19 protein-coding genes are annotated in these 18,260 nt (G+C 63.2%); 17 read left to right on the plus strand and 2 right to left on the minus strand.

Going from position 1 to position 18,260, the window contains the following annotated elements; all coding sequences use genetic code 11:
• The first annotated feature begins 449 nt into the window (after nt 1-449).
• A complete protein-coding gene (locus tag ATO9_RS21575) occupies nt 450-854 on the plus strand; it encodes a single-stranded DNA-binding protein (RefSeq protein ID WP_043754444.1) in 405 nt (134 codons plus the stop codon).
• Nucleotides 855-995: 141 nt separating this feature from the next.
• On the opposite strand, the gene ATO9_RS21580 is transcribed toward ATO9_RS21575, so the two are convergent.
• On the minus strand, nt 996-2,135 hold the full coding sequence (locus ATO9_RS21580) for a hypothetical protein (RefSeq protein ID WP_043754447.1): 1,140 nt from the start codon (nt 2,133-2,135) through the stop codon (nt 996-998).
• Between the two features lie 303 nt (nt 2,136-2,438).
• On the opposite strand from ATO9_RS21580, the gene ATO9_RS21585 reads away from it, so the two are divergent.
• From ATO9_RS21585 to ATO9_RS25005, 10 genes are all read left to right on the plus strand, one after another.
• A complete protein-coding gene (locus ATO9_RS21585; protein ID WP_043754451.1) occupies nt 2,439-3,638 on the plus strand; it encodes a hypothetical protein in 1,200 nt (399 codons plus the stop codon).
• 128 nt (nt 3,639-3,766) lie between these two features.
• Complete coding sequence (locus ATO9_RS21590; RefSeq protein WP_043754454.1) at nt 3,767-4,207, plus strand: JAB domain-containing protein; 441 nt, start codon at nt 3,767-3,769, stop codon at nt 4,205-4,207.
• A gap of 110 nt (nt 4,208-4,317) precedes the next feature.
• On the plus strand, nt 4,318-4,836 hold the full coding sequence (locus ATO9_RS21595) for a hypothetical protein (RefSeq protein WP_043754487.1): 519 nt from the start codon (nt 4,318-4,320) through the stop codon (nt 4,834-4,836).
• Between the two features lie 97 nt (nt 4,837-4,933).
• Nucleotides 4,934-5,425: a DUF6878 family protein gene (locus ATO9_RS21600; protein WP_043754457.1), complete on the plus strand. Its 492-nt coding sequence runs from the start codon at nt 4,934-4,936 to the stop codon at nt 5,423-5,425.
• Between the two features lie 10 nt (nt 5,426-5,435).
• On the plus strand, nt 5,436-5,813 hold the full coding sequence (locus ATO9_RS21605) for a DUF6915 family protein (RefSeq protein ID WP_043754459.1): 378 nt from the start codon (nt 5,436-5,438) through the stop codon (nt 5,811-5,813).
• A gap of 274 nt (nt 5,814-6,087) precedes the next feature.
• On the plus strand, nt 6,088-6,507 hold the full coding sequence (locus tag ATO9_RS21610) for a hypothetical protein (RefSeq protein WP_043754461.1): 420 nt from the start codon (nt 6,088-6,090) through the stop codon (nt 6,505-6,507).
• A complete protein-coding gene (locus ATO9_RS21615; protein WP_043754463.1) occupies nt 6,500-7,144 on the plus strand; it encodes a hypothetical protein in 645 nt (214 codons plus the stop codon). Before ATO9_RS21610 ends, ATO9_RS21615 begins: the two co-directional genes overlap by 8 nt.
• A gap of 65 nt (nt 7,145-7,209) precedes the next feature.
• Nucleotides 7,210-7,611 carry an MbcA/ParS/Xre antitoxin family protein gene (locus tag ATO9_RS21620; protein WP_043754466.1) on the plus strand — a complete coding sequence of 134 codons (402 nt, stop codon included), beginning with the start codon at nt 7,210-7,212 and terminating at the stop codon, nt 7,609-7,611.
• Nucleotides 7,608-8,309, plus strand: a complete 702-nt coding sequence (locus ATO9_RS21625; RefSeq protein ID WP_043754469.1) for an RES family NAD+ phosphorylase — start codon at nt 7,608-7,610, stop codon at nt 8,307-8,309. The genes ATO9_RS21620 and ATO9_RS21625 overlap by 4 nt, the downstream gene beginning before the upstream one ends.
• A gap of 37 nt (nt 8,310-8,346) precedes the next feature.
• Entirely contained in the window at nt 8,347-8,523 is a 177-nt protein-coding gene (locus tag ATO9_RS25005; protein WP_156127938.1) for a type II toxin -antitoxin system TacA 1-like antitoxin, read from the plus strand.
• Nucleotides 8,524-8,529: 6 nt separating this feature from the next.
• Here ATO9_RS25005 and ATO9_RS21630 read toward each other — a convergent pair whose 3' ends face one another.
• Nucleotides 8,530-8,826 carry a hypothetical protein gene (locus tag ATO9_RS21630; RefSeq protein ID WP_043754470.1) on the minus strand — a complete coding sequence of 99 codons (297 nt, stop codon included), beginning with the start codon at nt 8,824-8,826 and terminating at the stop codon, nt 8,530-8,532.
• A gap of 177 nt (nt 8,827-9,003) precedes the next feature.
• Here ATO9_RS21630 and ATO9_RS21635 point away from each other — a divergent pair, with 177 nt between their 5' ends.
• From ATO9_RS21635 to ATO9_RS21660, 6 genes are all read left to right on the plus strand, one after another.
• The gene (locus tag ATO9_RS21635; protein ID WP_043754472.1) at nt 9,004-13,383 is read left to right on the plus strand and encodes a strawberry notch family protein; all 4,380 of its coding nucleotides are present in this window, start codon (nt 9,004-9,006) and stop codon (nt 13,381-13,383) included.
• A 3-nt stretch (nt 13,384-13,386) separates the two neighbouring features.
• The gene (locus ATO9_RS21640) at nt 13,387-14,412 is read left to right on the plus strand and encodes a DUF7146 domain-containing protein (protein ID WP_043754475.1); all 1,026 of its coding nucleotides are present in this window, start codon (nt 13,387-13,389) and stop codon (nt 14,410-14,412) included.
• 366 nt (nt 14,413-14,778) lie between these two features.
• The gene (locus ATO9_RS21645; protein ID WP_043754477.1) at nt 14,779-15,711 is read left to right on the plus strand and encodes a DUF2493 domain-containing protein; all 933 of its coding nucleotides are present in this window, start codon (nt 14,779-14,781) and stop codon (nt 15,709-15,711) included.
• 85 nt (nt 15,712-15,796) lie between these two features.
• On the plus strand, nt 15,797-16,024 hold the full coding sequence (locus tag ATO9_RS21650; RefSeq protein ID WP_043754479.1) for a WGR domain-containing protein: 228 nt from the start codon (nt 15,797-15,799) through the stop codon (nt 16,022-16,024).
• A gap of 107 nt (nt 16,025-16,131) precedes the next feature.
• Nucleotides 16,132-17,661: an IS21 family transposase gene (istA, locus tag ATO9_RS21655; protein ID WP_043754481.1), complete on the plus strand. Its 1,530-nt coding sequence runs from the start codon at nt 16,132-16,134 to the stop codon at nt 17,659-17,661.
• The coding region (locus tag ATO9_RS21660; protein ID WP_052418520.1) for an ATP-binding protein at nt 17,651-18,260 on the plus strand (610 nt) is incomplete at its 3' end. The genes istA and ATO9_RS21660, both read left to right, overlap by 11 nt.

The raw sequence follows: 18,260 nt of genomic DNA on the forward strand, positions 1-18,260 counted from the left end.
ACCTCGAGATCGAAAGCAGCCGTTGGTGCGGTCCGTGTCCTGGATTTCCCGGTATCGATAACCCATCGCGGTAGGGCCCTGGATTTCCCGGCAGGCGCGGGCAGGGGTGAGAGCTGGTGATAGCCACTTAGGCCGCTAGCGGTGTGCTGGGCTTTGGGTCAAACAGTCCCGATTGGCAAGGAAACATGGTCTGGCATGGGCTCCCCGCATCTCTCTGTCTCTTGGGCCATCCCTTCGACTGACAATCCCCTAATCCCGTTCAGTCTCCTGCGCGCAACCCCGCGTCAGTCCGGGCCGTGTTGGCCGCCTTTGGCGTCCTGCCCGCTCCACCCCGGTCCTCTGGGGGTGTCCGGTGTCCATGCTGTCCACCGTGCACGCGTCACCCGACGGGCTTTTTCAGGGTCTTGTCGAAGGGACGGTCCCGAAGACAGGAAACACAGGAGCTTATCATGCAGAACATCGTCATCCTCGCCGGCAACATCGGTCAGACCCCCGAAGTCCGCACCACCCAGAGCGGCACCAAGATCACCAACTTCAGCCTCGCCACCTCGCGCCCCCGCCTCTCGGAAGGCCGTGTGATGCGTGACGAGAACGGCTACCGTGTCATGGACACCGAATGGCACCGCATCACCTGCTTCAACGGTCTCGGCAAGACGGTCGCGGAGCATTGCGAAAAGGGGATGAAGGTCCTCGTCCACGGCCGCATTCACTACACCAAGTGGATCGACAGCATGGGGAACGACCGCCACGGCTGCGAGATCATCGCCGAGAAGGTCGACTTCCTGAGCCGCCCGAAGTCGGCCGAGAGTGAAAACCCCGAGCTGGTCGACCGCGACGACGAGATCCCGTTCTGAAAGGAACGGGGTCTCCCCCTAGGGCCCGGCGGGTTAAACCGCCGGGCCAAAAGTCTCTTCGGGCCACTGGAACAGGCACCCACGCTTGCCTTCCGGTGTTGAGCGCCTTGAATGCGCCTAATTGTTCAACGTGTGCACGAGCTAGACTTCGTCTTTGGTTCTGGTCGCGCCGTGACTGCGATACGCGTCGAGCATCAAACGCGTATATTCGGCCGTGCTCTGGGTCACGGTGCCCAAACCGGGCCATGCGAACAACGGATCCGACCAAGTAACTTCCAACTCAATCTCGATCCCAAGCAGTGCGGCCACTTCGATCGCAGCGGTCGGCTCCTTGTCCTCGGGCCAGTAGTGATCCTCGAAGGAAACAACCACGTCGAGATCGTCATCAACCCAGATTTCGGCCAGACTCGCTCCCATGCGCTCGCTGGCATTGGTCGCATCCTCGAACAGGGCAGCACGGATCAAATGGGTCACCTGGCCACTGTTGAGGTCAAGCCTTGGCCGCGGATCTATAATTGACACGATGGGTTCAATCTCTTGCCTTTCGGCGCGGGATTGGACTGGCACTGGTTTTTCATCGGTCGGTCCCAGCCAGAAGGCTTCTGGAAAAATGTTGATTGGTGATGCGCCGCAGCCGGGGCAGTGCCATTGGTTTCCAGCGATCTGTGGACCGGTGATCTCTGAGTTGCAGTGAAGGCAGTACCAGAGGTTCGATTCCTCCATCTCCAAGAACGGGTGCCGCACATTTCCTTCCGCATCCGGCTTTGTGGCGCGTCGTGGCCAATCGGCAAATCGCCGCGCCTTGACGCTCTGCATCAATTCCCTCGCAATCCCGATGGCTTCTTCACGTAGCACGCGATCGTTCATCGGGCTGGTCTGGGCATGCTTGATGTCGATCTCGACACGAGAGGCGGCCAAAGGGTTTTCTGGCAGCACGATCCGCCAACCCTCACCATCCATGCGGACGTCACCAAGCATTGTTTTCAGTTCGTATGGATGCCCCCGTACTTCTCCTCGAGTGACGGCATCGGTGCTTCCGAAGATATGGTCGAAGGCCGAACCCTCGTAGGAAGTGATCCGTTCCACGAAGGCCTTGATCGTGGCAACTTGTGCTTCGGAGGGAATCCACTCTCCTTTGGCGCTGCCTGTCAACGCGTTCCAATGAGCAAAGCCCATTCGACTGGCAACAAGGTCGAGCGCTACGTGCTGTGGTTGACCCGTCGCCCTGGCGTAACGCTTCGCCAGAAGTTTCAAAGTCTTAAGCTTGTTGTTCTCTGTCATGATCCATGTCCAAGCCGGATCTGACTAGGTGCCCGCTGCTAATCAGACCCGCCGATGGCATGAGGTCTGCTGTTCGAAATTAAGATCGCTGCAAAGCTTCGCGTGGCGGGCACACCGGCCTGCGAGAAAGGCCTTGTTTAACCTCTGCCATTTTTGAACGCAGGTCAACACCAGCGAGTTGCGGGCGTGCGGCGCCACCGACTTAGCGCCGTTTGCCCGAGAGAGTTTGAGGTTGGCCGGTTTCCCGGTGACGGGTTGAGGGCTGGGAGAGTGGCTCCCGGCGCCTGTCGCGGAGGAATGCCGATGGGCGTTGTGGAAGTTCTGGATGCGGTACAGCCGACGCGGGCTGGTGGCTGGAAAGTGGATGTGAGCCGGGGTGACCGGAATGGGCGGGTGTCGTCCGAATGGTTTAACAGGCCGGATGACGAGCGGTACCTGTCGCTCGACGATCTCTGGGCCAATGTGAAGGGTCGCTCTGAGCGCAGCCGCAGCCGGGTGGTGCAAACCGCCGACATCCGTGTCGAGGCAGCGCGCGACAGTGCAGAGCGGCTGCACTTGGTCCTGCCGAAAGCGCATGAGCCGGTCGCACCCACGCACTGGGCCTTCGGCCAGCTTGCCAGCATCGTCGGTGCCCCGACCTCCTACCTGCGGCAGTTGCCCGCGCCGCTGGCGGGGATCAACCTGCAATACGGCCTGACCAACCACCGCGCCGAGCAGGTGAAGACTTTCGAGACGGAAGACGGCCGGACCGAACTGCGCGCCGTGACCGGTCCCGACTACGGCCGCATCCATGACTTCGAGCTTATCGAGGCGGTGCAGCGCATCGCGGGCAATGGCACGGGCGACACGCGCTGGAAGGTGCCGGGTGTGCTGGATTGGTCGACCGGGGTCTACAACCCCGATGTCGAGATCAGCCGCGATACGACCACGCTCTATGCCTCGGACCGCGACGTCTTCCTGTTTCTGGTCGACGATCGCAATCCGATCGAAGCAGGCAAGTTGCCCGACGGCTCCCCCGATCTCTATTTCCGGGGCTTCTATTGCTGGAATTCCGAGGTGGGCGCGAAGACCCTCGGCATGGCGAGCTTCTATCTGCGGGCGGTGTGCCAGAACCGGAACCTGTGGGGCGTCGAGGATTTCCAGGAGATCAAGATCCGTCACTCGAAATACGCCGCGTCGCGCTTCGCACATGAGGCGGCGCCGGCGCTGACGCGGTTTGCCAATTCCTCGCCGCAGGGGTTCGTGAACGGGATCCGGGCAGCTCGACAGCAGGTCGTGGCGCGCAGCGATGAGGACCGTGCCGATTTCCTGCGGAAGCGCGGTTTCTCGAAAGCCGAATCCGGCAAGATCATCGAGAAGGTGCTGATGGAGGAAGGCCGCCCGCCCGAAAGCATCTTCGACTTCGTCCAAGGCATCACGCGACTTGCGCGCGACAAAACCCAGCAGGATGCCCGCCTCGACATGGAAGGGCGCGCCAAGAAGCTCCTCGACCGGGTCGGTTGAGGCGAACTTCGATAGAGCGACCGCCTACAAGCGTGGCGGTCGTTTCACCTCACTTATCACATGCACGCCGCTGGCCTTGCCCGATAGGGCAGGAGCCTTCGGGATTCGTGCAATACAGCGAGACCCCCATGACGCCCCAAGAAGAAACCGTCATCCTCGAGGCCCGCGACATCCTCGGCCGCTATCTCAGCCGAAACCCCGTCATCGATAGCTGGCAGGCGCTTCTTGACTATTGCGCGCTGACGGTGCGCGGGCCGATTGAGCGATTTCACGTGCTCTATCTCGATCGCAAGAACCGCATCATCGCCGATGAGCTCTTGTCGACCGGCACGGTCGACCATGTTCCGGTCTATCCGCGCGAGGTGATCAAGCGGGCGCTGATGCTAAACGCTTGCGCCCTGATCCTGATCCACAACCACCCGTCGGGCGATCCGACACCGTCGGAGGCCGATCTCAGCATGACCAAGGAGATCCAGAAGGGGTGCAAGTTTCTCGGCCTGACGCTGCACGACCACATCATCGTCGGCGCCGGAACGGAGCTGAGCCTGCGGGCGCTCGGTAAGCTCTGACGCTGCGGCCAGGTTCATCACCGTCGCCCCTTCGAGGAAGAGGGCGGCGGTTCGGTCTTTGACGGTTTGAAGCGGGGAGAGAGGCTCTCCGCACCGTCGGAGATATGCCCATGTTCGACCTTCCTTGCCAAACTCAGCCGGAAACGCAGAACACAGGTTTGCCGCCGAGCTTTCTGACCGTTTTTGCAGATCAAGACTTGCCGTTTGCGCTCACGACGGCTTGCCATGCGCCCGCGGATCTCATGTCCGGGCAGGCACACCCCAAGGTACTGGAGCGGTTTGCCACACTGGCCGAGGCCATGCAGGGGGCAATCGTCCACGCCGAAGGTATCACACCTGAAGACGCGCTGCGTATCCTGGCAATCCTCGATCGGGAGGGTCGCCTCGTTCTGGCCGGGGCTACCAATGATGGCGGGGTCGCATGGTGCCACCCGGTCTCGGATGCCGCCGAAGCCCGCGCCGTCGTGACCGAGGCCAGCCAGACCCGCGCGCAGGCCATGCGAGCGGCCGAGTGGCATGAACATGACCTCGCGCGACGGCTGCGGCACCACGCCGATCTTCTCGATGCCCGTCTTGTCGATCCGCTCTGGCGCGTCTTCGCCTCTCGCGCCCTGCAGATCGCGGCGTGACTTCCAAGAGTCAGAGAAGGGCAGGGGAGGACGTGAGCCTGCGAGGACGAGAGAGAGCCTCGGGGTTCAGATCCTTTCCCTCATTCCGGAGTTTCCAATGTCCAAGATCGAACCCACCCTGGCCGCGCCGATGGCGCCGTCCAGGATTGATTTCGCCGCCGTGCTCGCCCGGCAGTCCGAGCGTGACGCGCGGATCGCAGCTTTGCGTCCGGCCAACAAGGAACGCCTCTTTGATGGCCTGTTTGCTGCGGGCATCACACATGTGACTGTCTGTTTTGATGGTTATGGCGACAGCGGTCAGGTTGAGAGCATCGTGGCCTACGCTGGCGAGACCGAGGTTGCTTTCACCCAGACCCAGATCGCCTATGCCGCATTGACCTGGGACGACCCGGAGGTCGAGATGCGGGCGCTCTCGCTCGAGGATGTCGTCGAGCAGTTGGCCTACGACTTCCTCTCCGACACCCATGGCGGCTGGGAGAACAACGACGGCGCTTACGGCGAGTTCTGCTTCGACGCCGCGGCCCGTTGCGTCCATCTTGAGTTCAACGAGCGCTTCACCTCGTCCGAACTCTACACCCACGACTTCTGAGGGGGTGGAGATGGCACATCCCTATCACCACGCCCTGTCCTCGGTGAAGAAATGGGGCGGTACGGTCAACGACTACCTCGCTGTGCATTCCTGGTTCGACCAGAGCAAGGAGATCACAGCCGATTTTCGGCACCGGGCGCTGCGCCACCATGCCGAGGGCATCTTCATGGCCGAGACGATCTTCGGCCAGACCCTCACGCTCTCGACCGGACGCATCATCCCGACCCGGTGGGTCGGCGAGCAGCATGTAAGGGAAGACCTTGGCTTCATCCCGGGCTTCGCCGATTGGGTGAAGGCCATTCGGCCCGAGCCTTGGATGGGTCGAACCGAACGGATCGAGGCACAGGTCGATCCGCATCTCGTTTCGCCCGTGGTTGAGGTCACGTGAAATGACCGATCCCACTTATCGACGTCTTGGCTTGCCGCCGACCGCTTCGCGACTGGCAGTGGTTCGCGCGGCGGTCCGGTCGCTACACCCCGACACGCGCGCTGTTTGCGGTCTCCGGCTGGCGCGCAAGCGCTTCTACCGGCAGATGCTCTGCGCTCATGCCGCACGACAGGCGGCGGGCGACACGCCGACCGGCTGATCGTTCCCAACTACCCCTTCATCCCAATCGATCGCCCGGCCTCCTGGCCGGGTCTTCCCCATTCAGGAGGTCCCTATGGCGGATTACTTCACCCATTTCTCGTGCCTGCTCGACGTCGGCACTCCCGAAAAGGCGGCCCGAGCACTCGCGCTGTTTCAGGATCTGCGCGCTGCGGATCAGGACGCCGACGACCCGGTTGTCGCGGGCTTCGATCTCGTGCACCAGGATGCCCCCGAGGGCAGCAGCCTCTGGATCCATGACGACGAACACGGCGATGTCGAAGCCGTCATCCGCTTCGTGCTGCGGCTCGCCGAAGACCTCGACCTCACCGGCCTTTGGGGGTTCCAGTATGCTCTGACCTGCTCTCGGCCGCGGCTCGCCGCCTTCGGAGGCGGCGCGCATGTCATCGATCTCGCCGCACGCAAATCCATTGGCTGGACGAGCACGCACGAATGGCTGGCCGCCGCGCTGAACGGGGAGGACGTCGATGCCTGAGGTCATCTGTACCACCGTCTACCAGTTTCCCGAACTCTCGGAGGCCGCTAAGGAGAAGGCGCGCAGCTGGTATCGCGAGCTTGGCCCTTACGACGACTGGTGGGACGCGGTCTACGAGGACTTCGAGCGGGTCTGCGAAATCCTCGGCATCCGCCTGAAGACCACGCCCGTCCGCTTGATGGGCGGCGGGACGCGGGCCAAGCCCTGCATCTGGTTCTCCGGCTTCTGGAGCCAGGGTGACGGAGCTTCGTTCGAAGGCTATTGGTCCCACGCCAAGGGCGCCGCCGCGCGCATTCGGGACTACGCGCCCACGGACGCGACGTTGCACGGCATCGCCGACCGGCTGCAGGCCATCCAGCGGCGGAACTTCTACCAGCTCGCCGCCGAGGCCAGCCACCGTGGCCGCTACTATCACGAATACACCATGGCCGTTGACGTCAAGCGCGACAGCCCGACCTGGCAGCCGGCCACCGAGGGCGCTGAAGTATTCGTGACCGAGGCGCTGCGCGATCTGGCACGCTGGCTCTACCGCCAGCTTGAGGCCGAATACGACCACCTCACCTCGGACGAGGCCATCGAGGAGGGGATCATCGTCAACGAGTATACGTTCACGGAAGGAGGGCGGCGGTTCGGGTAACAGAGATCAAAGCGCGAGGTTCATTTGATCTTTACAGTAAGTCCATATGGACTATATTGAAGCCAATGGAGGACGCCATGTACGTTGCAGAGAAAATCCGGGAACCCGCACAGATCAACGCCGTCGCGTTGAAAGCTTATGCACGCGTGGCCGATGCTTGGGGGCTCAGTCTCAAGGAAGCGGCTGGCCTTGCCGACATGTCAGAGAGCACGTGGAAGCGCGCCAAGAAGCCGGATTTCGCCGGAGAGCTCACCAAGGACCAACTGCTGCGGCTCAGCGCTGTAATTGGCATCTTCAAGTCGCTCGAACTCTACTTCTCGGAGCCTCTGGCAAAAGGCTGGTTCACCCGACCGAACAAGGGGCCGCTCTTTGGTGGAAGCCGACCCGTCGACACCGCCATCGACGGGGGTTTGCCGCAGATCCTCGCGGTTCGGACCTATCTTGATGCGTTGCGTGGTGGGGCATGAAGCAGACCGAGATTTCCGATCGCGGTCTCGTTCGTCTCCTGCCCGCCACCTACCACAAGCCACCATCGCTGCGCGGTCTCGTCGATACCGATGACGAGATGGAGATCTTGGCAGAGATCGAGGGCCTGACAAGTGGACGTCTACAGGCCGAACGCGGGCGCAACCCGCATCTGGACCCGCGCGAACTCGCTTGGCAACGCCGCAGCTGCGATTTGCACATCTATGGGGACAGTCACGTCAACGCCGCCTTCACTTACACCCGCGCCGGCGGAAACCGCTTCAACACCGAAGAGCGCGGCGCGTGGTATTGTGCATGGGATGTGATGGTGTCTGTCAGCGAAGTGGCCTGGCACCGCACGCGCGAACTCGGCTTTACAGGCAGCTTTCATGACAGCGCCCGCTATGTGGAATTGCTGGCCGACTTCATCGGCGTGTTCGACGACATGACCGATGAGGCAGATCATCCGGCGCTGCATCCGGATCCGGCTGTCGGGTATCCCGAGGGCCAAAGCCTGGCACAGCATCTGCGTCGGGGCGGATCCAAGGGCCTGATTTACCCCTCGGTCCGGGCTCCCGCGCCGGGCGGGAATTGCCTCGTCTGCTTCGAGCCCCACGCCATCCAGAATGTCCGACCTGGCGCGTCCTGGGATCTTGTTTGGGATGGGACGCCGCACTACTCGATCGCGGCTGTCGCCTGACGAGTCATGGCGCATGCGCCTTTAGGGGCCCGAAGAAATGAAACAGGCAAACGACAACAGCCCCAACGTCACGAACTTGAAGCCATGTGACCATCAGGCGTTCTTCGAGGCGTTGGATTTTCCACCCTTACCGACAGAAGCGCTACGGGCAGCATTTCGCAGGCAGAAGGAATCTTTCGTTGATCCGGGCTCAAGCACGCCCACCAACGAATGACTCCGATCACTTATTCCCGTCGATCCATTTCGACATGAGTCCCTTGTCGCGGAAGCATTCGTCCGGAACGGCGCGCCGTTTGATCCGGGCGAGTTTCTCCGCGAAGGCCACCTGCTTGGACGTGGGCAGCCGGTCCATGTCCGATACCGGCTTCAGCCGGGCCTGAGCCTCGATCCAAGCGCTCAAAGATCGCCGGTCTTGCTGAACCTCATGAGGAAGGAGCGTCCGGTTGCGCAGGGCGAGCGACCGCGCATAGGCGATCTGCTTGGGAGTCGCGGGCAGGGCGTGCTTGGTGCTTTCCATGGTGGAACCCCCTTTCTGGCTTGGTTCTGAACATAGAACAGAACAAGAACAAAATCAAGCCAAGCGTCGGGAACACCTTGGTGCGAGAGGGAGAGAGGGGCCGGGAAAGATCAGGTCCGAGGCCGCCCGAGAGAGGGTGTCCGGGCCTGATCCTGTCCTTCATTCCGGAGTTTCCCGATGACCTATCTGGCCCCCGTAGCGCCTCCCGTACCAGTTCCGTGTTCTGGTCTCTCTCACTCGATCCTTGCAGTGGCCGAGGCGCTGCAGCCTGATCTTGCGCAAGGTGCGCCAATCGACGCGATCCGCCTGCGCCGCGAGATGGAGCGCGCCTTTGGCGGCTCCGATGCCGATGGTGCCTGGAACTGGAAGCTTGCCTATGAGGCGGGCGAGGTGGCGCTGGTCCTCTTCCTCCGGAAATTCGGCCGCGCCCTGCTGGCCCGGGCCGGCTCGCCTGCAACGCTGTTGCCCATCCTCGCCAAGGTGGCGGGTCTCTTGCCCACGCACACCCGGCGCTCGGAGGAGATGGAGCGCTTTCAGCAATTCAGCACGCCCTTGCCCATGGGGCTCGCGGCTGTGGCGGCAGCACAGATCACGCCCCGTGATCTTGTCCTAGAGCCGTCTGCCGGGACCGGGCTTCTGGCGATCCTCGCCGAGATCGCCGGCGGCACTCTGGCTCTGAACGAGTTGGCGGACACCCGCGCCGACCTTCTTCGCTTGCTGTTCCCGGGCCGACCGGTCACGCGGTTTGATGCCGCGCAGATCGATGATCATCTCGACGCCTCCTCAAGCCCGAGCGTCATCCTGATGAACCCGCCCTTCTCGGCCCAAGCCAATGTCGATGGTCGGTCGACCGAGGTGACGGCCCGGCATCTGCGCTCGGCCCTCGTGCGTCTGGCCCCCGGCGGACGGCTCGTGGCGATCACAGGGGCCGCATTTGCGCCGGATGCGCCTGCCTGGGCCGAGACTTTCGGCCGTCTGACCGAGACCGCGCATCTGGTGTTCACCGGCGCGGTATCGGGCGCGGCTTTCGCCAAGCATGGCACCAGCTTCGAGACGCGGATTTCTGTCTTCGATAAATGCCGTGGTGGCGAGCCGGGCGGCACCACCGCCGACCTGCGCCAACCCACGTCCCCGGACGTGGCGCATCTGATGTCCCGGGTCACTGCAGAGGTTCCGCTGCGTCTCGAGATGGAACAGGCCGAAAATGCGGGTCTGGGCCACTCTTCCCTCTTCCCGGGGGATTCTGCCCTCGCCACTCACACAACCACCAGCCGATCGCGCGCGACCTCTGCGGTTCAAATGGCGAAACCCGAAACGTCGATTGAGGCCGAGGAACTGGACTACGCTCTCCGCGACGCCGCCGAGGACGAAGATGCCGCACGGCTGTCCGACGCGATCTACGAGACCTTCCGTCTGCAGGCTATCGACATCCCAGACGCCGCATCGCACCCGACCAAGCTTGTGCAATCGGCGGCCATGGCCTCTGTCGCACCTCCGAAACCCTCCTATCGCCCCAAGCTTCCGGCGACCATCCTGCGCGACGGCCTGCTGTCCGACACGCAGCTCGAGACCGTCATCTACGCGGGGGAGGCGCATGGCGCATATCTCGCAGGGTCTTGGATCGTCGATGAGACCGGCGACATGGTCTCGGCCGCGCCCGACGATGCCGCTGACGCCGTCCGCTTCCGCCGGGGTTTCTTCCTCGGTGATGGCACCGGCGCGGGCAAGGGCCGCCAGTCGGCTGGGATCCTGCTCGACAACTGGTGCCAAGGCCGCCGCAAGGCGCTCTGGATATCGAAAAGCGACAAGCTCCTCGAGGACGCGCAGCGCGACTGGTCTGCGCTCGGGCAGGAGCGCCTGCTGGTGACGCCGCTGTCGCGTTTCGCACAAGGGCGCGACATCCCGCTGAGCGAGGGAATCCTCTTCACCACCTATGCGACGCTGCGCTCGGAAGAACGGGGTGCCAAGAAATCCCGCGTCGACCAGATCGTCGACTGGCTCGGGGCGGATTTCGACGGGGTGATCCTCTTCGACGAAAGCCATGCCATGGCGAATGCTGCCGGCGGCAAAGGCGAGCGGGGCGATACCATGGCCTCGCAGCAGGGCAGGGCGGGCCTGCGCCTGCAGCACAAACTCCCCAATGCCCGCGTGGTCTATGTCTCGGCCACGGGCGCGACGACGGTCCACAACCTCGCCTATGCTCAGCGGCTCGGGCTCTGGGGTGGTGAAGACTTCCCCTTCGCGACGCGGGCGGAATTCGTGCAAGCCATCGAAGCTGGCGGCGTCGCCGCGATGGAGGTCCTCGCCCGCGACCTGCGGTCCCTCGGCCTCTACACGGCGCGCTCGCTGTCCTATGACGGTGTCGAATACGAGATGCTGGAGCATGCGCTCAGCCCCGAGCAGCGCGGCATTTATGATGCCTATGCCGGGGCCTTCGCCATCATCCACAACAACCTGACCGCGGCGCTGGAGGCGGCGAACATTTCCGGCGCGGCCGACGGGCCGAGCGGGTCGGGCACGCTGAACCGTCAGGCGAAATCCGCTGCGCGGTCAGCTTTCGAGAGCGCCAAACAGCGCTTCTTCGGCCATTTGCTCACCTCGATGAAGACCCCCACGCTGATCGCCTCCATTGAGGCCGATCTCGCGGCAGGTCATGCCGCCGTCATCCAGATCGTCTCGACCGGCGAGGCGCTGATGGAGCGACGCCTGTCGGAGATCCCAACCGAGGAATGGAACGACATAAGAGTCGACATCACGCCGAGGGAGTATGTCCTGGACTACCTTGCCCATTCCTTCCCGGTGCGGCTCTACGAGCCTTTCACCGACAGCGAAGGTAATCTTTCGTCGCGCCCCGTCACGCGCGACGGCCAACCGGTCGAATGCCGCGAAGCCGTCCGCCGTCGTGACGCGCTGATCGAAAAGCTGGCCTCGCTGCCGCCGGTGCCGGGTGCGCTCGACCAGATCGTCCAGCGCTTCGGCACCGAACTTGTGGCCGAAGTCACGGGTCGCTCGCGGCGCATCGTGCGCAAGGGCGAAGGGCATTCGGCACGGCTCGTGGTGGAGAACCGGGCCGGAGCCGCGAACCTCACTGAGACCCAAGCCTTCATGGATGACGAAAAGCGTATCCTGATCTTCTCGGATGCCGGCGGCACCGGGCGCAGCTATCACGCCGATCTCGGGGCGAAGAACCAGCGCCTGCGGGTTCACTATCTTCTCGAACCTGGTTGGAAGGCAGATGCGGCGATCCAGGGGCTTGGCCGCACCAACCGTACCAATCAGGCGCAGCCGCCGCTGTTCCGGCCGGTGGCCACCGATGTGAAGGCGGAGAAGCGGTTCCTGTCGACCATTGCGCGACGTCTCGACACGCTTGGCGCTATAACGCGCGGCCAGCGCCAGACCGGCGGGCAAGGGCTGTTCCGGCCCGAAGACAACCTCGAGTCGCCCTACGCCCGCGACGCCCTGCGCCAGCTTTACCGCCGCATCTATCGCGGCGATCTGGCGGGCTGCTCGCTCGTTGCCTTCGAGGATGCCACGGGTCTAAACCTGACCGATGACAATGGGCTGAAGGACGACCTGCCGCCGATCACGACCTTCCTCAATCGCCTGCTGGCCCTGACGATCGACATGCAGGCGGTGCTCTTCTCGGCCTTCGAGGAACTCCTGGATGCGCGGATCGAGGGGGCCATCGCCGCCGGGGTCTACGACCTCGGGCTCGAGACCCTGCGTGCCGAGAGCTTCCGGGTGACCGACGCACGCGTCATCTACACCCATCCCGGCTCCGGCGCCGAAACCCAGCTTCTCACCATCGCGGAAAAGCGGCGCAACACGCCGACCTCGCTCGGGGATGCACTCGACTGGCTGGATGACCCGAAGGCGCGGCTTCTGGTCAACAGCCGTTCGGGTCGGGCCGCCGTGCAGGTGCCCGCCACCAGCCTGATGCTGGACGATGGCACCATCGAGCCGCGCCTGCGGCTGATCCGGCCGCTTGATGCTAGCACGGTCCCGGCGAAAAACATGGAAGATACGCATTGGCTGGAAGCCGACCGCGCGGCCTTCGCTGCCGCGTGGACTGCGGAACTGGCCGAGGTGCCGGAGTTTTCGGACTCCACGCTGCACATCGTGGCAGGTCTGCTGCTGCCGATCTGGAAGCAGCTTCCCCAGGATGAAACCCGCGTCTATCGCCTGCAGACCGATGACGGTCAGCGCATCATCGGTCGACGAGTCTCGCCTGCCTGGGTCGCGACAACGCTGGCCGCCGATGTGCCCAAGCTCTCGGCCGCGCAGGTCCATGCCCTCGTTCTGGAGGGAAAGACTGTGGTGCGCCTGGCCGAAGGGATGGAATTGCACCGCTCGCGCGTCATGGGCGCGAACCGGATCGAACTGTCGGGCTTCTCGGAGGCAGCCAAGGATCGGCTCAAGGCCGATGGCTTCTTCTCGGAGATCATCAGTTGGAAGCTTCGGCTGTTTTGCCCGACCGACGCTGATGGCATCGCGATACTGGATCGTCTGCTTGCACGTTGTCCTGTTGCAAGGCTACATGATCGTGGAGGCTGTTGACCCATGTATTACGAGACCGAAGACCTCGTGCGCGATCTGGCAGAAAATGCCGAAGGCGTTTGTCGTGCCTACCTTCCCGCCGGACGGCGGGAAGGATCCTACTGGATCGTCGGCGACCTGCAGAACAACCCCGGCCGGTCGCTCTTCGTGCGGTTGGCGGGCCCTGCGTCGGGACCAGGGGCAGCGGGCAAGTTTACGGATGGGGCCACAGGCGAGCATGGTGATCTCCTGGACATCATCCGCGCCCGGACGGGGATCACGCGGTTCCCCGACCTTCTTGCCGAGGCCCGAGCGCATCTTGGCCGTCCGCAGCCGGTCGTCCCTGATAGGCAAGAGCCGAGAAAGGCCAAGTCGCCCGGTGGCACGCCTGCGGCGGCAGCGCGATTGTTCGCGGCCTCGAACCCGATCACAGGCACGCTTGCGGAGACTTACCTCCGTTCCCGAGGCATCACCCAATTCGGGGCGAACGGCGCCTTACGCTACCACCCGAAGTGCTGGCATCGGGAAGAGGGGCAGACCCGGAGCATCCCCAGACCGGCGATGATCGCGGCGGTTACCGATGGGGCAGGGGCCGTGCAGGGCGTGCATCGCACTTGGTTGGCAGCTGACGGGCAGGGGAAGGCGGCAGTGAATCCAGAGCGTCGGGCTATGGGTCACCTCCTCGGAAATGCTGTCAGGCTGACCCCGCAGGATGACATCCTCGTCATCGGCGAAGGCATCGAGACCATGCTGTCCCTGTCCGAGGCGTTCCCAGGTCTGCCCGTCTGGGCGGCACTCTCTTCGGGTCACCTCGGGGCGGTCCTGCTGCCAGAGGGGCTGAAGCGCCTCTACATCGCGATCGATCGCGATCCGGCCGGGCAGCGCGCGGCAGAGAAGTTGAGCGCCAGAGCCTCCGAGGTCGGGGTGCGGGTGCTGGAACCGCGGCTCGGGGATTTCAACGATGATCTTCGGGCGAACGGCAAGGACGCGCTGCGCCAGCATCTGGCAGGTCAGATAGGGCCAGAGGATCAGCATCGCCTGCCCAGCTGAGCTGCATCGCGCAGGGTGGTCTGGGAGGGCGGGGCAGGGGGGCTGCATCTCAGTCGTGGCTCTGGATCGTCGTCCTCACCCCATCCCGGGCCTTGCGCATCCACCCGTCAGCCCTGCGCGGCCTTCAAGAGATGGGCAGGCCGTCAAAGCGGTTGCCCCCGCAAGGTCGGAAGGGAAGCTATTTCCGCCGGCGGCAGAGCCGCCTTTGCATCGCGAGACAAATAGCTTCCCTTCCGACCTCCTCCACGCTGTTCCGGCCCCGGTGCAGCCGGGGTGAAGGGGCAACCGCCCCGACGGCTCGGGTCTGCCCATGAAGGCCGCGCGGGATGACGCGCGGACACGGCACAACCCGGAGGCAAGAAACCGATGACGATCCACACCCACGATGATGCATATGAACCCGCTCACACCGCATCTGAGACTGCCCAAGCGCTCGACGAATTGCAGCTCTATGGCTACCGCCCCTTCGACGAGCCCGATCCCCGCCCGATGCCCGATGGGCAGCGCCTTGCGGTCGCCGTCGCCGACATCTTCGATGCCCTCGTCGCGACCCTGGAAGACACCCGCATGGAACCCGACCTCGAAGAGGTGCTCTGGGGCCAGGTCAACCTCTTCCACCGCGCCACGGCCCGGATTGAGCGGACGCTCGATGAGAACGAGCAGGCGCAGCGCCGCCTCCAACGCGAGCAGGATGGCTCCGAGGTGAAATCGGTCGAACTCGAGCGCCTGACGGCTGAAGGCCTGACCCTCGTCGAACGGCGCAACTGCATGGACATGATGCGCGATCACGCCGCCTCGGAGTTCGCCCATCACATGGGATCAACTTGGCGGCCTCGCACCGGCTCGATGGTAAACCGCCAGCACATGACCGCAGCGCTCATCGACAGCCGCGATTTCCTGGCCGCCAAGCGCCGCGCCGAGACCGAGGTAATGCTTCCCGCAGGCCCCAAGGTCGCCCTCACCGGCGGGACCGATTTCAACGATCACCGCCTGATCTGGGGCAAGCTTGACCAGGTCCGGACCAAGTATCCCGACATGGTCCTCCTGCACGGTGGCAGCCCGAAGGGCGCAGAGCTCATCGCCGCCAAATGGGCCGAAGCCCGGGGCGTGACGCAGGTCGCCTTCAAGCCTGATTGGACTAAGCACGCCAAGGCCGCGCCCTTCAAGCGAAACGATGCGATGCTGGATGTGCTCCCGGTCGGGGCCCTCGTCTTCCCCGGAACCGGTATCCAGGAAAACCTCGCCGATAAAGCCAAGAAGCTGGGCATCCCGGTCATGAAATTCGAGAAGGGGGCGTGAGCCCCCCTCTTTCTTTTCGGGATAGAACATTGTGGAAACGTCGAAGAGCGCTTGATATTGTGGTCTGGAGAGAGGCGCCAGCAACATGTTCGACATATCGCAGCAAATGGAAGTGTTCCCGACGACGGTCGATCTCAAGCGGATCGACCCGTCTCTCAACATGCGGCGCTTCTATCGAATGAGCGTTCAGCCGGACCTGTTTGGCGGCGCATGCCTCGTGCGGGAGTGGGGCCGTATCGGGTTTCGAGGGCAGATGCTGATAGAACGGCATGATGACGAGGGTAGAGCGGTCACGGCGCTCATGAAGTGTTAATTTCCGCTGAGAAGTGACCCGGTAGGCTTCAAATTTTTCACTGAGAATTGACCCATGTGAACACCTTTCCCTGACGGGTTTTGTCGGGGAGACATGGAGTGATCGACATGGGATTTTTGAGTGTCATTCGACGTTGGGCCTTGCGTGACAAGATGCCCATTCGCGAGATCGCCAGGCGCACGGGCCTGTCTCGCAACACCATCCGGAAGTATCTTCGCGAGGGCGCTGTTGAACCAAGGTTCAAGACGCCACCACGCGCCAGCAAGCTGGACCCTTATGCGGATCGACTTTCCGCATGGCTTCTGGCGCAAACGCGCAAGCCGCGCAAAGAGCGCCGTTGCCTGAAAAAGATGCACGAAGACTTGGTGAGGCTCGGCTACGACGGGTCCTACGGGCGTGTCGCCGCGTTTGCCCGGGCGTGGCGCGCAGATCGGCACCTGGCCGAGCAAACAACGGGACGCGGCACCTATGTGCCGTTGGTCTTCCAGCCTGGCGAAGCCTTCCAGTTCGACTGGAGCGAGGACTGGGCCACCCTCGGCGGTGAGCGTATCAAGCTCCAGGTCGCACACACGAAGCTGTCCCACAGCCGCGCTTTCCTGGTTCGGGCCTATCTGCTTCAGACCCATGAGATGCTGTTCGATGCCCATTGGCATGCGTTCCGCGTCTTCGGCGGAGTGCCTGGCCGTGGGATTTATGACAATATGAAGACGGCCGTGGACCGTGTCGGTCGCGGCAAGCAGCGCGATATTAATGCGCGCTTCCAAGCCATGGCCAGCCACTACGTGTTTGAGCCAGAGTTCTGCAATCCTGCCGCGGGTTGGGAGAAAGGTCAGGTCGAGAAGAGCGTACGAGACGCCCGCAACCGCCTCTGGCAGATCATACCGGTCTTCGACACGCTGGACGAGCTGAACCAGTGGCTGGAGGATCGCTGTATCGCCCTCTGGGCGGAAACGGCGCATCAGACATTGCCCGGTTCAATCGCAGATGTCTGGGAAGCAGAGAAGCCCATGCTCATGGCATTGCCCCCCGCATTCGACGGGTTTGTCGAGCACGGCAAACGTGTATCGCCAACGTGTTTGGTGACCTTTGAACGCAACCGATACAGCGTCCCTGCCAGCTTCGCGAACCGCCCCGTCAGCCTGCATGTCTACCCCGATCGGTTGGTCATCGTGGCGGAGGGGCAGACGGTGTGCACACATGCGCGCATCATTGAGCGCTCGCACCACAAGCCGGGCCGGGTCGTCTATGATTGGCGGCACTATCTCGCGGTCATCCAACGCAAACCAGGAGCGCTGCGTAACGGCGCGCCGTTCACGGAGATGCCCGACGCCTTCCGCCGCCTGCAGGATCACATGCTGCGCAAGGAAGGTGGGGACCGGGAGATGGTCGATATCCTGGCCCTGGTGCTCCACCATGACGAAGAGGCGGTCTTGTGCGCCGTAGAACTGGCTTTGGAGGCCGGTGTGCCAACCAAGACGCACATCCTGAACCTGCTCCACAGGCTGGTCGACCGCAAACAGACCGATCACCCCGAGATCGATCCGCCGGAAGCGCTGGCGCTGGCGACCGCCCCGAAGGCCGATGTCGACCGCTATGACGGCCTGAGGCAAACCACGGAGAAGCGTCATGCGTCATGATCCTGCAGGGGCTTCGATCGTGATCATGCTGCGCAGCCTCAAGCTGCACGGTATGGCCCAGGCCGTCGATGATCTCGTCGACCAAGGTGCACCTGCCTTCGAGGCCGCAACGCCGATGTTGTCCCAGCTGCTCAAGGCGGAGATGGCTGAACGGGAAGTCCGATCCATCGCCTACCACATGAAGGTCGCGCGCTTCCCAGCCTACAAGGATCTCGCGGGCTTCAACTTTGCCTCCAGCGACATCAACGAGGCCACAGTCCGGCAGCTGCATCGCGGGGAGTTCATAGAAAACGCAGAGAACGTCGTCCTCATAGGCGGCCCAGGCACCGGAAAAAGCCACGTTGCGACAGCGATCGGCGTCCAGGCCATCGAGCATCATCGTCGCAAGGTCCGCTTCTTCTCAACCGTGGAACTCGTGAATGCTCTCGAACAAGAGAAGGCCATGGGAAAGGCCGGGAAGATGGCTGAGATGCTGACCAAAATCGACTTGGTCATCCTCGACGAGCTCGGTTACCTGCCGTTCAGTGCGTCCGGTGGCGCCTTGCTGTTTGACCTGCCCCCTGTTGGTCCCTCGTTCATAATGAGAGTCTGCAGGTTGG

Source organism: Pseudooceanicola atlanticus, from assembly GCF_000768315.1.
Classification (GTDB): Bacteria; Pseudomonadota; Alphaproteobacteria; order Rhodobacterales; family Rhodobacteraceae; genus Pseudooceanicola; species Pseudooceanicola atlanticus.